This window comes from Poriferisphaera corsica (genome assembly GCF_007747445.1).
Lineage (GTDB): Bacteria > Planctomycetota > Phycisphaerae > Phycisphaerales > Phycisphaeraceae > Poriferisphaera > Poriferisphaera corsica.
In genome coordinates this window covers 2,805,856-2,821,447 of record NZ_CP036425.1, presented here as the reverse complement: position 1 = coordinate 2,821,447, position 15,592 = coordinate 2,805,856, and the positions used below count along the sequence as shown (strand labels likewise).

The following is a 15,592-nucleotide window of genomic DNA, read 5'->3' as shown; positions in this document are numbered from 1 at the left end:
AATTCACTCATTCACTTTATCATGATCATGCCTCCTTACATACAACACCAACAATCCAGCCAACCAATCCACGAGAACAGGTCATGAAATACACATCATTGCTATCGTCCTTCATCGCCACCACCTCAATCGCAACCACCCTCACCGCACAATCCATCACCGGCATCGTCTTCGAAGACCTCAACAATAACCGCCTCTTCGACACAGATGAACCCGTCATCCCTAATGTCTCCGTCTCCAACGGTATTGATGTCGTTCAAACCAACGCGGTTGGCCAATACACACTCGCCATCACCGATGATACAGATGCCATATTCGTCATCAAGCCCTCTGGCTTCATGACACCAGTCTCCGACAAAAACTTCCCCGAGTTCTACTACATCCACCGCCCCGAAGGCTCACCCGACGGACTCAAATACGACGGCGTTGCCCCTACAGGCCCAGCGCCCAAATCTCTCAACTTCCCACTCTACAAGCAAGACGAACCAGCCAACTACAAAATGCTCATCTTCGGCGATCCCCAAGTCCGTGACTACAAACGCATGACCTACTTCCGTCATGATTTCATTGAGCCACTCATCGGCACAGAAGCCTCCTTCGGCGTTGCCCTCGGTGACCTCGCCGCAGATGCGCTCGATATCTACAAACACTACAAAGACTCTATTTCTCAGTTAGGCATCCCCTTCTACTCAATCCCCGGGAACCACGACATCAACTTCAACGTTTCTTCCGACAAACATTCGATGGAAACGTGGCTCGCCGCCTTCGGCCCCAACTACTATTCATTCAACTGGGGCAACGTCCACTACATTGTCCTCGATGATGTTCAATACAAAGGCATCCAAAACAAAAAAGGTTACAGCGGCCACATCGACCAAAAACAACGCGAATTCATCAAAAACGACCTCAAATACGTCCCCAAAGACATGCTCATTGTCCCGCTCATGCATATCCCACTCGTTAACATCAATAAAGAATCTCGCCTCGCACTTTTCGATCTAATCAAAGATTACCCCAATACCTTTTCTGCATCTGCCCACCGCCACTTCCAACGCCATGACTTCTTCGACTCACAATCAGGCTGGGCCGAAGCCGCATCACCAGAACACCATCACCTCGTTGCCTCCACAAGCTCAGGCACTTGGTGGGGTGGCCAATACGATGCCTACGGCACGCCCCTCGCGACACAACGTGATGGTTCGCCTAATGCCTACAACCTCATGACCATTTCAAACAATGCCTACAAGCTTCGCACCATCTCCGCTCGCCGTCCGGAATCCGAGCAACTCTCAATCTACCTCCCGCGCGAAATCAAACAAGCCGATCTTGCCACCGCCATCGCGACCATCAACATTTTCGGCGGTTCAACGAAAAACATTACCTACGCACGCGTCATTAATCAATCTGATTTCACGCTCGCGACCCCAACCAAAACCATCGACCCTTACCACCTCGAAAACGTTCAGCGTCACAAAGACGGCCACTACCCCAAAGATAACTCTCTCTCGCTCGAAACCCCATCCGATCACTTCGCTACCATCAACCTCCCCGCCAACCTCACGCCCGGCATCTATACCTTGCACGTCAAAACTACCGACATGTTCGACCAAACCGACGAAGCCTATTTCCTCTTCAATGTCATCGAATAATCACCCTGTGTTTTACGCAGCATAATATCACGCTCAATATTTAATTTGATCCACCCAACGAGCCAGCCATACGCTGGCTCGTTTTCATATCCAATCCCAATAGAGCAGGGCACTGACACCATCCTGTCATCTACATACCAGATTTAAGCAATACCCTAACACAAACCTATCGACAATTGCCCCGATACCTACTATACTTACGTATGTTAGGTGTTTGGACGGATCGCTTCACCCTCCCCATATCAGAGGTCTGCAAGGATGCTTCGCGAACTACACATCTCTAATCTCGCTGTTATCGAAGACGCTCGTATCGAGCTTTCACGTGGTCTCAATGCCTTCACCGGCCAAACCGGCGCTGGTAAATCCCTCGTCCTTGGCGCCTTCGAGATTCTACTTGGACTCAAATCCACGAAAAACATGGTTCGCCCCGACGCCAAAGAAGCTCGCGTCTCCGGCCTTTTCGAAGTCAAAGACCCTCAAACCCTCGAATCAATCTCGCAATTGGCCGATCAACCTCTCGAACCGGCCGAGCCTCTTCTCATTACACGCAAATTCTTCCCCTCAGGCCGATCCGCCATCTCAATCAACGGCCTACCCGCCACCGCAACCATGCTCAAACAAATCGGCCATCACCTCGTCGACATCCACGGCCAGCACGATCATCAATTCCTCCTCAAGCCTGCTAATCAACTTATCATCGTCGACAATTTCGCAGATGTCACCACACTTCGTAAGCAATTCACTGAAAACTACAACACCCTTCGTGATCTCCTCTCCCGTAAACAGCAACTAATCACGTCTCAATCGCTTCGCGCTCAGCAAATCGACCTCTACGAATTTCAAGCCAATGAGATCGATGACGTCGATCCCCACGTCGGCGAGTTCCCAGAACTGCAAGCTCAGCATAAAACTCTTAAAAATGCATCAAAAATCCACGCCGATGCGTCCAATATCAACACCGCACTTTACGAATCAGATAGCGCCATCATCTCCCGCCTTGAAATCATGACCCACCTCCTTCGTAACCTCACCGAACTCGACTCCGATCTCGAACCACTCGAAGAACAAGTCCGCACTGCCACCATCACCCTCCAGGAAGCCTCCTTTGAACTATCTCGTTACATCTCGCGCTTAGACGCCAACCCCGAGCAAGCGACCGATATCGAGTCTCGCCTAAATCAGCTCAATCGCCTCATCCATAAATACGCAAAATCCGCCGATACCCTCACCAACGACCCCGTTCAAGCCGTCATTGATCATCGCAACACTCTTGGCCAACAACTCGAAGAACTCTACGTACAAGACACAGATCTTACCCACATCGACAAACAAATTGCCGATTTGTCTAATCAACTCATAGCCATAGCCGATCAACTCACCGCCGCTCGATCTGAAGCCGCTCAAAACCTAAAACCTCTCATCGAATCGCAGCTCATCGACCTCGGCATGTCCGAAGCAATCCTCGATATTCAGATCAATACCGCTCAACCCAACCCCGACAACCCACTCGATGCTTTCAACTCCACCGGCCTCGACTCCGTCGATTTCCTCATCAAAACAAATCCCGGCCAACCCTCTCGACCACTCCGCAAAATCGCCTCCGGCGGTGAGCTCTCACGTATCATGCTTGCACTCAAATCCATCCTCGCCTCCTCCGATCGCATCTCCGTTCTCGTCTTCGATGAAATCGACGCCAACATCGGCGGCCGTCTCGGATCCGTCATCGGCCAAAAACTCCACAACCTCGCCCATAACATGGCTCCCACAACCTCAAAGCAAAATCGCAAAACGAAAAAGTACTCCCGGAAGAAAAATCAAAAAGCTTCAGCTAAACAAAATGAAAAGAACTGTCTGCCATCGCATTCGAACCTCGCTTGCGCAACTGGGGGGGGGACGCTTGCGAAACAGGGGGGGGATGTGGGGGATATGGGGGATCAGCAGGTGCTTTGTATTACGCACCTGCCGCAGATTGCCGCTTTTGCCGACCGCCATCTCCGCATCGAAAAGTCCATCTCCGGCCGTGGCAAGTCCCGTAAAACCTCAACAACCGTCACGCATCTCGATGGCAAGCCGCGCGTCGAAGAACTCGCCGAAATGATTTCCGGCCACGTCCTCACCCCGACCACCCTCAAACAAGCCAAAGAACTCCTCGAAACCGCCCAAGCCTGATCTCACCCCCTTCTCAAATCATCAGTCGATCTCACCATTCATTCCACTCATTCCCCCTTCCATTCCTCATATTTTCTGATAATATCACTGTTAATCGTTCACTACCGGGTACGATTAACGCGTGACACCGCAATGCCAAGGCATGCAATCCCACCTTTACAAACACTCGCAGCGACTTCTACGACTGCGCCATAACCAAAACACCCACGAATGTATCGCTTCCTGCATACAGTTTCAGTAGCAACTGATTGTGCTGTCCCATTTGTGCATCATGACCCAACAGTCAACGCGATACAATTCCCAACAAACGATAAAAACCCGAGTAGCACCATGAGCGAACCAACTACCTCTCCCTTAAACGTCGATACGCCTATTCAGCCTGATTTTTCAAATCGCAACGACCGCGAACTCGCTCCTGTTCTCGATGTTCGTGAACAGGATTGGCGATGCGCACCCCTCGTCTATCACGTCTATCTTGACCGCTTCGTACCCCCGAAAAACCTCAACGATAAAATTTCGCAAGGGCTTTACGACTCGCCCCGTACACTCCGCAAATGGACAGAGTATCCAACCAGTAAACCCGTGCATGATGCCGATGGTATGCGCATGCATCAGCATGATTTTTGGGGCGGCGACCTTCAGTCACTCCGCACCAAACTCGACTACATCCAATCGCTTGGCACTGACATCCTCTATCTCAACCCCATCTTCTCCGCAGCCACAAACCACAAATACGACGCCTCCGACTATTTTACGATTAGTCCCGAATACGGCTCACGCGAAGATCTCTCACAACTCATCAACGATATCCACAACCACAACATGAAAATCATGCTCGACGGCGTCTTCAATCACATGGGCTTCAACTCCCCATATTTTAAAGACGCAATCGAGAACCCCAACTCAGAATTCCGCGACTGGTATCTAATCGACGATAAGTACGAGCACGGCTTCCGCTGCTGGTATAACGCCAAAAACCTCCCCGAACTCAACCTCGAAAACCCCGAACTCCGTCAACTCCTTTGGGAAGACGAATCCTCCGTCGTTCAATCCTACATCCGCGACGGCATCGACGGTTGGCGACTCGATGTCGCTTACGACCTCGGCTTTAACTACATCGATGAGATCCGCGAAGCCGCACGCCGTGCCAACCCCCAATCTTGTATTGTCGGCGAGTTCTGGAACTATCCCTCGCAATGGACAGACGTACAAGACGGCGTCATGAACTTTCATGCCCGGCACATCATGTTCTACCTCCTCCAAAACCGCATCACCGGCCAACAAGCCGCCCGATTCCTCAATCAAATGTACGCCGACATCGGCATGCACGCCGCACTCCGATCATGGCTCATCCTCGATAACCACGATACCGCACGTCTCCGTCACGACTTCCCACATGAGGCTAAGCGACAGTTAGCCCAGATCATGCAGTTCACCCTCCCCGGAGCCGTCTGTCTCTATTACGGCACAGAACTCGGCATGACTGGTGGCGGTGATCCCGCCTGCCGCGCACCTATGCGATGGGATCTCCTCTCGGACTCAAACCCCATCTACGATTTCACAAAACAACTCATTGATCTGCGTCAATCTCGCCGCGCACTCCGGGTCGGCGAAATCAATTTCCTCGATACCGAACGCGCCCTTGCGTTCCGCAGATACACTGATCGCATCGAAGAAGAAACCTTCATTTTTATTAACCCAACCTCTGAGACCATCACTGAACTCGTCCCTCACCGCTCACCCAAGATTGCCGCCAACATCCAACTCAAAGACCTCCTCACCGGCCAACGCCATCAAACCCATGTCGGCTTCATCGACATCAAACTCCCCCCATACTCCGCAGCGATCCTCACCCCCGATTACCCCAGCCCAAACACTTATAACTCCCTCAAACGCGTTCACTAATCAGCGATTAGAATAATCAAAGATACATAGCGTAGCCGCCGCGACACTTCGCGGCGCGCCTTACAAGATCAGCAAAATCCAAAGACACGCAATAGCTTGCAGTCACCTCTAAACCTCGCTTTAGAAACAAGAGGAGGTATCGTTCTTTGATGGTGATTGCCTGCAACTGCTTACGTTTCCCGCTTGCGAAACAGGGGGGGAAGATAAAAAAAAACGTGACGCGGTGGAGGTCCGCGTCACGCTAGGTCTTCAGCATCGGTAGTGAAATGTGAATCGGTTCAGTCAGTTTTGCCCGGCTGACCCGAACTTTCTTTCGTATTCACCAGAATCTTATGCACCCACCCCCCCACCGAATCAACAATGTTCAAATCATTTATTTAGCAATATTTTTACCACCTCGCCTATCAATCATTAAACCTATATCCTGTCACCTTAGTCATGTTATTAATCATAAAAAAAGCTGAACGCAATGCATTCAGCTTCCATGATTTTTCTTTCAATGTTTCGAATTAAGTGTTCCCAACACTCAATTCCACAGGCTGGTCTTTCACATCATAGTTTGGCTCAACCACAATATTCAGCGGCTCGCGTTTCCCTTGATCCATCCGAATACCATCCGCATCAATCACACGCTGAATCGCCATGATCCCCTCAATCAGCGTCTCAGGCCTAGGCGGGCAGCCCGGCACATACACATCCACCGGCAAGAACTGATCCACGCCCTGTACTGTCGCATAAGCATCAAACAAACCACCCGTCGATGCACACGCACCCATCGATACAACCCACTTCGGCTCAGTCATCTGCTCATAGATTCGCTGCAACACTGGCATCATCTTGATCGACACGCGACCCGCCACAATCAGCAAATCCGCCTGTCGCGGGCTAAATCGCATCACCTCAGCACCAAAACGTGCTAAGTCATAACGACTCGAAGCCGTTGCCATCAATTCAATACCGCAGCACGCCGTCGCAAACGGCATCGGCCACACAGAGCTGCGACGCGACCAGTTCACAACACGCTGTAATTGCGTCGTCATAAACCCGCCATCACGAATCAGATTCTCAAGGCCCATATCAAATACCTTTTTACAAGGGTCATTCGCTGAATTTCATCCATAAGTTACGTCGAACCATGAATTTCTGCAAAATTCAGCCGCTTCCACCTCATCAACCCCCAATCCGCTCCCCGTGGGGTGAATTCTTTCAACTAGAGTAGTTTGCATGAATATATATTAGGTCTTGCCTGTGAATAATAGCAGTAAAGTATCGATAAAATACCTTCTACTGACGCAATCGACCCTCAGGTCAACGCATAAATAATGACGCAAGACGCTCTAAAAATCATAGACCGCTTATAAAAAACTGCAACCTTCACCCCCGCCTGACCCCACATTATCGGGCTTTAGCCGCCCCTCTTCAGACCTTCCCGCCTCTCATTCGATGTAATCCTTACACTATGAGCGTCAATCAACCCAAAAACTCGGCACCTATCCACATCACCGTCCTCTCTGACGACTGGGCACAACATCCATCTAGTTCTCAACATCTCATCCGGGAATTGCTTACCAATACCCAATTTTCACACAACATCCATTCCGTCCTCTGGGTCAACACCATCGGCACGCGGTCAATCAATTTCTCCAGCAAAGACCTGAAAAAAGCCGCACGCAAACTAATCCATCGCTCCAAGCCGCCCACATCCCCCCCCACCTCATCTTCCTCAGTTCTTATGCAGCCCAGGGTCATTTCCCCCCTCATGTATCCCGGTTTCCGCAGCGATTGGCAACGCCGTTTCAACAAATCACGTCTCACAAAAGCCATCAATCAAAACTGGCAAAACCTCGGCATACACCCCTCACAATCCCCCGCCACCCATCGCATCATCCTCACCACACTTCCCATCACTGCTGACCTCGTCCCCGAACTTCCCGCCCAATGGGTTTACTACTGTGTCGATGACTTTTCACAATGGCCCGGCTGTGATCAGCACGTTATGGACACCATGGAACGTCAACTCGTCTCAGATGTCGACCAGATTATCTGCGTTTCTCAAACGCTCCGTTCACGTATCGCTTCGATGGGTCGCACCGATACCCGCCTCTTAACCCACGGCATACATCTCGATCATTGGTCAAAACCACCCACCCACACTCAAAACCTCCCCAGCAACATCGCCGCCAAACTCAATTGGCTCTCATCAATTAACGGCCCGATCTTCCTTTTCTGGGGCCTCATCGATGAACGCCTCGACCTCGATTTTGTCGATCAACTCTCACGCACCGCTCGCAGAGCAGGGGGTAAACTCGTCCTCACTGGCCCCGAAGCTAAACCCAACCCGCGGCTTCACCAACTTATGGGTGAAGGCCCCACCGGCCTCGCTGTTCCCGGCCTCTCTATGACCGGCAACATCCCATACCAATTCCTTCCTCACTTCGCACACGCCGCCGACGTCCTCGTCATGCCCTACATCGATGCTCCAGTCACACACGCGATGCAGCCCCTTAAGCTCAAAGAATATCTCGCCACAGGCAAGCCCGTCATCTGTCGCAACCTCCCCGCTACACACGCCTGGTGTGATGCCTGTGATCTCGCTTCAGATCCCCACGCCTTCACCGATATTGCCATGCTCCGCTCACGTGTCGGCATAGATCCGCATCATACCCATGCTCGTCAACGCCTTCACAACGAATCATGGTCCGAGAAAACCGCCCTCCTTTATTCACTACTCACCAATCAGCCCTTTAAAATCCCCTCTTCCATGCATACACCCTCTCTCATCGCCGCAGCATGATATCGCACTAAAACGCTCCCTCCATACAACCGATATAACACATACAAACCGCTCACCACCGCGAGGAACATACCCATGGACAGCAAATACAAACCAAAACTGAAACTCGCCGCCCAGATGGTTGGCCTCCTTCGCGCCGCGCCTACCCTCATTAACTACCGTATCGCCTCAAAAATTATCGATAAAAACCGAGCCTTCTCCCTCGCTGCCGAATCTGTTGCCGCAATCCCCGGCCTCGTCGGCGTCTACGCTCGCTACGCCTTCTACAAACAAACTCTCGCACACTGCGGCAAAGACGTCTGCTTCGGTTACATGTCCATCATCTCAAAACCCGATTCTCGCATTGGTGAAGCAGTATGTATCGGCCGCCATGTATCCATCGGCCTCGTCGATATTGGTCACCACTCCTACATTTCCGACGATTCCCAAATCCTCTCCGGCCGTCATCAACACGGCTCACATACCAGCGAAGATAGACACGAACAAGAAGTCTGCTACACACGCGTCATCATCGGCTCCGGCTCATGGATCGGCGCAAATGCCGTTATCATGGACAACGTCGGACGTAGCACAATCGTCGGTGCTGGCTCCGTCGTGACCAAACCCATCAAACCTCACGACAAAGTCGTCGGTGTCCCCGCGCGTTCCGTCAAAGTCATCCCCAAACCCAAAGCCAATCCCACATCTTCAAGTCAATCCAAATCCGAAAATCAGACCTCATCGCTCCGCCTTCGCCCAGCCGCATAGTCTATCCATAAGTTAGTTAGAGAAAATGCATAACCCCAACCACCGGCGATACGCGATCGTCTGGCATATCCCTCATCCCCGTCTGACCTCAATATTTACCCTTCACCCACCGGTTTATCCACCCTCAAATCAGGCATCAATGGCACAACCTTTCGCTCAAGGTTCATCGGCACTATTATCGCAAACTCTGCCCCACGCCCCGTATCCGAATCCAGTGTAATCTCGCCTTGAAGCATATCCGCCAGTTCTTTCGATATCGTCAACCCCAATCCAGTTCCCCCATATTCCCGTGTTGTTGACGTGTCCAACTGCGTAAATTTTTCAAAAATCCGTAGTTGATCTTCCGTTGCAATCCCCGGCCCATCATCCCTGACCGCAAAACGCATCATCTGCTTTCGCCCACTCCCATCCTCCTCATCCAATCCAGCGCTTAGAGTAACCTTGCCGCCAGCAGGTGAAAACTTAATCGCATTCGACAGAAAGTTAAACAAGATTTGCTGCAACTTGCCCGCATCCGTATGGACCGTCGGCAAGTTCATCGGTACATCAAGCTCTAATCCTATCTGCGCTTTTTCCGCCTGTGGCCGCATCAAGTTAATCAAGCCCTCTGTCATATCACTCACCGATACCGAAGACAAATGAAGCTCCAGTCGCCCCGCTTCGATCTTCGCCAAGTCCAACAAGTCATTAATCAAATCAAGCAGTTGCCGACTCGATTTCATAATATTGTTGATATATCGTTTTCGCTTCTCATCCGCGGGCGATATCGACTCCGCAAACGTTTCCGCTAAAACCTCCGCGAACCCGTTAATCGAATTCAGTGGCGTTCTAAGCTCATGTGAAACATTCGCTAAAAACTCACCCTTGATCTTGTTCGCCTCGTACAGCGCAATGTTAGATTCTGCTAACTCGCCAAGCTTCAAATCCAGTGATTTATTAATCGACCGCAAATCCTGATCCGATTTACGAATATTGTCCAGCATATGATTAAACATATCTGATAACTGCTCGTACTCATCACCCGTATTAATATCCGACCTGATGTTTAAGTTCCCCTCAGAGACCGCACCCGCGTAATCACGCAGCAATCGGATCGGCGACAAAATCAACCTCGTCGTGATATACCAGAACACAAAGATTGCCAGCAACCCCGACGCAATCCCCGCAGCCGTCAGATAAATAATGTTCACTGCCTGCTCGACCGGGGCATCCGGATCGCGCAAATCAATCAATAGAATCCCATCAAGCGGGTTCGCAATTCCCACCTCAACCATCGGCCGAAACCCTGCCGCCGCTCCTCCTCTAATTGTCGCTAAATCCGATCGCCTGATCGCTCTGATATACCGGTAGTACCGCTCGTTATCCGCATCCACCGCCGTGGTAAACCGTTCTGTTGAACCCGCCCGTAACTGAAAGTATTCGATCGCGCTCTCGACAAACTCATCCTCATCTTCAACGTATGAAAACTCACCCCGCGGCAGATATACAAGCTTCAAATCCTCATCCGGCGGCAACACCGTATGCAAATCCCTCGCTGACTTCAGTGCGCTGCCCAACTGGATTTCATCCGCAATATACGCATTCGCAAAATCCCGCGCCCGCTTCTTCGGCCCATGCTGTACCAACGTCTGCATACGAAGCGCAACCACAACCAGCGCCGATGCCAGAATCAGCACAACCGCTCCACCAAACAGGAGTAGACATTTATTCGCAAGAGTCAGACGTACAGACTTGCTCATTAACAATCATTGTAAATTAAATTGATAAGTCTAGCATCGGTTTTTCTACGCGCCATCCAAACCACTTCCCGTTGGCACACACAATTGCCCAAGATCCAACGCATGCACCATATTCTGAGCCATCCGCGTTGCCATCGCATTAAAGATCGCCGCATCCGACTCAGTAAACACTTCAGATGTCGTTTGATAAAACAAAGCCAACCACTCGTGGTACAACTCAGCGGTCAAATCCGGAATACCGCGATGTACCGGTAATGGCCGTCCCGAATATCGACCAGTTCGCATCGTTGCCGACGACCAGAAGTCACACATCTTCTCCAAATGCGGCGTCCAGTCCGAAATCCGTTCACTAAAAACAGGCCCCAACTTCGCATGCCCCTGTATCCGATCGTAGAACGTAAAGACTAACCTGCGAATAGATGATTCGCTGATCGACTCAGCTCGTAATGCTTTGCCCTTGCGTTCCGTCAACGGCAAGTTGATCTCGTTTTCTTCAAACTGATTCATAATCAATCCTATGCGCATGCAAATATCACGACTATTTCGGACGGCACCCGAAAAGCCGCAATATAACCATCGTAATATTCAGTCACGCACTCAGCCTCAGTAAATATCAAACCGCCGCATCTTCCGCAACATCAATCAGTGAATCATAAGTCAGTCGCTGCTCAACCTTGTTCTCAGCATCACAGATAACCACCTTCGCGACATGATTATCCAAATCCGCAGCCACATCATTGATCAAACCATAACTCGCAATGATCACCTGATGACCTTTCTCAACCAACCGTGCAGCCGCACCATTGATCCCGATGATCCCACTGCCTGCTTTGCCGCGAATCACATACGTTTCAAGCCTCGCCCCATTATCAATATCGTAAATCCAAACCGTTTCGTTTGGCCGAATATCCACTTCGTGCAGCAAATCTGCATCGATCGTGATCGATCCCACATAATGCAGATCGCATTGTGTGATCGTTGCTCTGTGTATCTTTGATCGCAATACTTTTCGCAGCATACTTCACCTCAGGCGAATTTCAATCTTCGGAGCTTTCAAGCCCCTGTTTCATACGAACCGATCATTCTAGTCAATCTCCCCGCAATGTCGAAACCCCCTAATTCATCGACCTCATTATATACGCTCTACGCCCCCAGTAGTTCATCAAAAACATAGCCCTACCACCTCACCATCATCAGCCCAGCCATAAAAAAGGCTGCAAACCCACGTTTGCAGCCTTTTATGCTTTTAATCTATATCAACCCAAAATTAGCCCGGAGGCAGATCACTCGGATCAATGTCAGGTTTCGCCGTATTCGACGCATCAGGATTTCGGCTTCCCAACCCGCTCATCGCCTGAGCGATCGCAGGCCGATTCAACTGTGACAAATTCCCACGACGCATCGCAATCAAACCCGTCCTCGCCAGCTCAATAAGCCCGTATGGCGAGAGCAGTTCGATAAACGCTTCAATCTTCGCCTCAGGCCCAGACATCTCAATCATCAACTGGTCAGGCGATACATCCACGACCTTCGCGCGGAACAGATTCGCCAGCGTAATGATTTCTTCACGTTTATCCGCAGGCCCAACATCCGTCTTCGTCGAGACCTGTACCAGCAGTAAGTCCCGTTCAACGAACGGCACATCGTGGTACTCAACAATCTTCACTACAGGTACCAGTTTCCCCAACTGTTTACGTACCTGCTCGAGGATCGAATAATCACCCGTCACCACAATCGTCATGCGGCTAATCTCAGGCGTGTCTGTTCGACCTACGACCAGTGAATCAATGTTAAAACCACGAGCTGCGAACATACCCGCGACTTGGGACAAGACGCCGGGCTCGTTTGTGACGAGCGCAGCAATCACGTGACGCATTGCATTTTCTTCTGACATAACTCGCATCATAGCCCCAACCGCTACCCATCGGCAATTACAAACCCTTATCGCTTCTCACTTGTGGATACACCCTATTGCACAGTCATTTCCGCGTTAATTAGCCATAAGTGCTGTTATAAAAGGGTTTATGCGTGTTTATGTTGAAAACCTGTTGATTAGTTGCATTCCGAGCTAATCTCAATTCGTTCTCGATAACCCGTAATACCACCCCGAATCAGCTCAGTAACGACGCTTACCCAGCTTTCCAGCACGTAACCACTGTCACAAACCCACCTTGCATCATAATTCCGCACATCTGCCTTCAAGCCTCACACCCACGCGCTGTTGGTGCGTACGAATTAGGGTTTCGCGCCCAAATTTCAACGCTCCGTGTGGAAAATGACGTGGAATACTATGTTTTGCGTCTTGGCTAACACGCAAATATTAGCGATTTAAAATCAGACTTCACTTGTTGGAAACCTGTGTATGAACAGGGTTTAGTTGATCAATCGCATGTCACCAAACTGAGGCTTGATGATGCTGGATGTGCCGGGATAAAACACCACCATCGCCTTACCCACAAGCAGCTCACGCGGCACGATCCCGCGGTCACGTTGCCTGTCACCGGACATGTAATTCGCGCTCACCCAAGGTTCGGTGTCATCCCAAAACCGCGAATCATTTGACCATGGTGTGTTGTCACCCACCATGAAGAATTCCGCATCACCTATCTGCAAGTTAGAATCTTCTATCACGCGGTTCCCCTGACCACGCTCGCGATGTAACCCGCCCCTAGCCACGCGATTCAATGGCCTGTCCGTGTAATAAATATCACGATCAAGCTGTACATCATGCAGCTTCACCGCGTCATTGACCGTGATCGATACCTGGGGTGTTAACGGTGCTGCAGCCCTGTTTTTAAGTGTTTCCAGCGGTAAATCGTACTCAGCTTTGATGATGATCTCACCATCTCGCCAGAGTGTGAGCTGCTGATCGACAAACCATAGCTCTAATCGAGTGTTAGACTTGATCGGTGTCGTGATGGCTGACGCAATGGTTTCAATTTGCTGCGTCTCACCGTTCGCCTTAACCAGTGATATCTGCCCTTTATCGCTGATATTGGCAGACAATTGGCTCAACCCATCGGCCCAGCGGCCGGTCGTGCTGAGTGTCACCTCGGTTGGGCCGTTGGTTGGCTCAACGGTGACGGCGAGACGGATATCTTCGATGGGGTGTTGGCTGGAGAACGGCCGACGGAACTGGTTGTACGGGTATATCGAGAAAATGTTGAACGCACCTGATTTCTTGAAATCAAAGGTGATCGTCGATGGTTTTGAGCCTTTGTAAGTGTAACTTCGAACTTTGTTTACATCCCATTGCTCTTTATCAGCCTCGGTCGGTACCCATGGCGGTGACCAATAAAATGCTTGGCGGGTCCCGCCCATATTGACCACGCGTTCTTTGACTTTGCCCGAGTCGATCGGGATGTATTTCGAGTAATAGATCGGGACGAACATGGCTCGTTGTGCTGTTAGGTTTTCATTTTTACGGGCGATCTTGTAATCGCCGTCCGGTGTGTAAGTATTGTCGGCTGATTTAGTTAGCTTTTGGACGTATACATTGCCGTCAAGGATGCGGAGGTTTTCATTCGGCAAGCCGATGCAGCGTTTGATGAAGTCGTTGATTGGCCCGCGTGATTCGATGCCGCCGAGGTTAGTGAGGTACTGTGGGGTTTTGAAAACAACGACGTCCCAGCGTTTGGGATCTGTGAATTCATAGGCGAATTTTTGAACGATAATACGATCGCCAGCAGAGACTTGCGCATTTTTGACTTGGTTGGGCCAACTGCACATGGGGCAGATGATCCGTGGCTCTGAGCGGATTTGTTTTGGGTTGATATGTGAGTCGAGTTTGAAGGTGTAACCACATTGCTCACAGGTGGTACGGAGGTGGTTGCCGAGGAGTGTGGGGGCCATGGAGCCAGACGGGATCTGGAACGGCTGGAAGACGATGGCGTGGAAGATGAGGACGCAGGCGAACATAAAGACAAGTGACAAAGCGGTTTGCTGCTTTGTTTCTTTGGGCTGCGGCTTGTTTTTTTCTTTGTTTTTACGAGAAAGAATCGCGAGGCTCATGCGGTATCCTCAGGAGGTACAGGCCGGAAAAGTCTTTGTTGGGAGCAATCCAACTTCTGGGGGGGATTGTAACCGATGATGTGGCCGACTTGGGCGTAAAATAGGTAATTCATGTTTTGATAATGAACAATATAAAAAGTACGACGGCGCACAGAATTTGTGCGCGCCGGACAGTTTTAGTTTTGGGGTGATTGCGTTCCATCGAGAGGGCATGTGCGCACAGAAATTCCGATTTATCGACATAAATTGCTGTAAGTGTTTGACGGGGCAGAGGATGTGGATTGTGAGTCATTGGATTTTGCGAATTTCGGAAATGGGCGGAAATGATCTGAAAATGGATGATTTTGATTGAAAATCGTGCGTTTTGGTTCGTTTTTTGCAAGAAATAGCCAATTTCTGAGAGCGAGATGCGCGCGCAAGAAAGGTTGGAACGAAATTTTGTGCGATCCGGGCTGATTTGGGTGAGATTGCATGGTTGGGTGGACGAAGTACGTACGTGCGTTGAGGGAGGCGAATTTCCTGTTTCGCGATTGGTGGTGGTCGAGCGTTGCCGTTTCAGACACCCTGCCACCGGCGGT

At 50.5% G+C, this 15,592-nt stretch carries 11 protein-coding genes; 5 read left to right on the top strand and 6 right to left on the bottom strand.

From position 1 onward, the window contains the following. Positions 1–83: 83 nt before the first annotated feature. From KS4_RS11655 to KS4_RS11645, 3 genes are all read left to right on the top strand, one after another. Positions 84–1,649: a calcineurin-like phosphoesterase C-terminal domain-containing protein gene (locus tag KS4_RS11655; protein ID WP_145078174.1), complete on the top strand. Its 1,566-nt coding sequence runs from the start codon at positions 84–86 to the stop codon at positions 1,647–1,649. Positions 1,650–1,907: 258 nt separating this feature from the next. Continuing rightward, entirely contained in the window at positions 1,908–3,818 is a 1,911-nt protein-coding gene (locus KS4_RS11650; protein WP_145078172.1) for a DNA repair protein RecN, read from the top strand. Between the two features lie 330 nt (positions 3,819–4,148). Next, positions 4,149–5,723 carry a glycoside hydrolase family 13 protein gene (locus KS4_RS11645; protein WP_200761195.1) on the top strand — a complete coding sequence of 525 codons (1,575 nt, stop codon included), beginning with the start codon at positions 4,149–4,151 and terminating at the stop codon, positions 5,721–5,723. 509 nt (positions 5,724–6,232) lie between these two features. Here KS4_RS11645 and KS4_RS11640 read toward each other — a convergent pair. Beyond that, positions 6,233–6,799, bottom strand: a complete 567-nt coding sequence (locus KS4_RS11640; protein ID WP_145078168.1) for an NADH-quinone oxidoreductase subunit B — start codon at positions 6,797–6,799, stop codon at positions 6,233–6,235. A 383-nt stretch (positions 6,800–7,182) separates the two neighbouring features. Between KS4_RS11640 and KS4_RS11635 the strand changes: the two genes are divergently transcribed. Then, complete coding sequence (locus KS4_RS11635) at positions 7,183–8,517, top strand: glycosyltransferase (protein WP_145078166.1); 1,335 nt, start codon at positions 7,183–7,185, stop codon at positions 8,515–8,517. Between the two features lie 75 nt (positions 8,518–8,592). Then, a complete protein-coding gene (locus tag KS4_RS11630; RefSeq protein ID WP_145078164.1) occupies positions 8,593–9,264 on the top strand; it encodes an acyltransferase in 672 nt (223 codons plus the stop codon). A gap of 95 nt (positions 9,265–9,359) precedes the next feature. Here KS4_RS11630 and KS4_RS11625 read toward each other — a convergent pair whose 3' ends face one another. From KS4_RS11625 to lepB, 5 genes are all read right to left on the bottom strand, one after another. Further along, the gene (locus KS4_RS11625) at positions 9,360–11,003 is read right to left on the bottom strand and encodes a sensor histidine kinase (protein ID WP_145078162.1); all 1,644 of its coding nucleotides are present in this window, start codon (positions 11,001–11,003) and stop codon (positions 9,360–9,362) included. A 45-nt stretch (positions 11,004–11,048) separates the two neighbouring features. After that, complete coding sequence (locus KS4_RS11620; protein ID WP_145078160.1) at positions 11,049–11,510, bottom strand: group III truncated hemoglobin; 462 nt, start codon at positions 11,508–11,510, stop codon at positions 11,049–11,051. A gap of 106 nt (positions 11,511–11,616) precedes the next feature. Further along, positions 11,617–12,021 (bottom strand): aspartate 1-decarboxylase, encoded by a 405-nt coding sequence (gene panD / locus KS4_RS11615; protein WP_145078158.1) that lies wholly within the window; start codon positions 12,019–12,021, stop codon positions 11,617–11,619. 249 nt (positions 12,022–12,270) lie between these two features. Next, positions 12,271–12,897: an acetolactate synthase small subunit gene (ilvN, locus tag KS4_RS11610; protein ID WP_234698796.1), complete on the bottom strand. Its 627-nt coding sequence runs from the start codon at positions 12,895–12,897 to the stop codon at positions 12,271–12,273. Between the two features lie 479 nt (positions 12,898–13,376). Next, positions 13,377–15,014: a signal peptidase I gene (gene lepB, locus KS4_RS11605; protein ID WP_145078157.1), complete on the bottom strand. Its 1,638-nt coding sequence runs from the start codon at positions 15,012–15,014 to the stop codon at positions 13,377–13,379. Positions 15,015–15,592 lie beyond the last annotated feature (578 nt).

Coding starts and splice junctions, on each gene's coding strand:
- KS4_RS11655 (WP_145078174.1), top strand. CDS start 84: ATGAAATACACATCATTGCTATCGTCCTTCATCGCCACCACCTCAATC.
- KS4_RS11650 (WP_145078172.1), top strand. CDS start 1,908: ATGCTTCGCGAACTACACATCTCTAATCTCGCTGTTATCGAAGACGCT.
- KS4_RS11645 (WP_200761195.1), top strand. CDS start 4,149: ATGAGCGAACCAACTACCTCTCCCTTAAACGTCGATACGCCTATTCAG.
- KS4_RS11640 (WP_145078168.1), bottom strand. CDS start 6,799: ATGGGCCTTGAGAATCTGATTCGTGATGGCGGGTTTATGACGACGCAA.
- KS4_RS11635 (WP_145078166.1), top strand. CDS start 7,183: ATGAGCGTCAATCAACCCAAAAACTCGGCACCTATCCACATCACCGTC.
- KS4_RS11630 (WP_145078164.1), top strand. CDS start 8,593: ATGGACAGCAAATACAAACCAAAACTGAAACTCGCCGCCCAGATGGTT.
- KS4_RS11625 (WP_145078162.1), bottom strand. CDS start 11,003: ATGAGCAAGTCTGTACGTCTGACTCTTGCGAATAAATGTCTACTCCTG.
- KS4_RS11620 (WP_145078160.1), bottom strand. CDS start 11,510: ATGAATCAGTTTGAAGAAAACGAGATCAACTTGCCGTTGACGGAACGC.
- panD (WP_145078158.1), bottom strand. CDS start 12,021: ATGCTGCGAAAAGTATTGCGATCAAAGATACACAGAGCAACGATCACA.
- ilvN (WP_234698796.1), bottom strand. CDS start 12,897: ATGTCAGAAGAAAATGCAATGCGTCACGTGATTGCTGCGCTCGTCACA.
- lepB (WP_145078157.1), bottom strand. CDS start 15,014: ATGAGCCTCGCGATTCTTTCTCGTAAAAACAAAGAAAAAAACAAGCCG.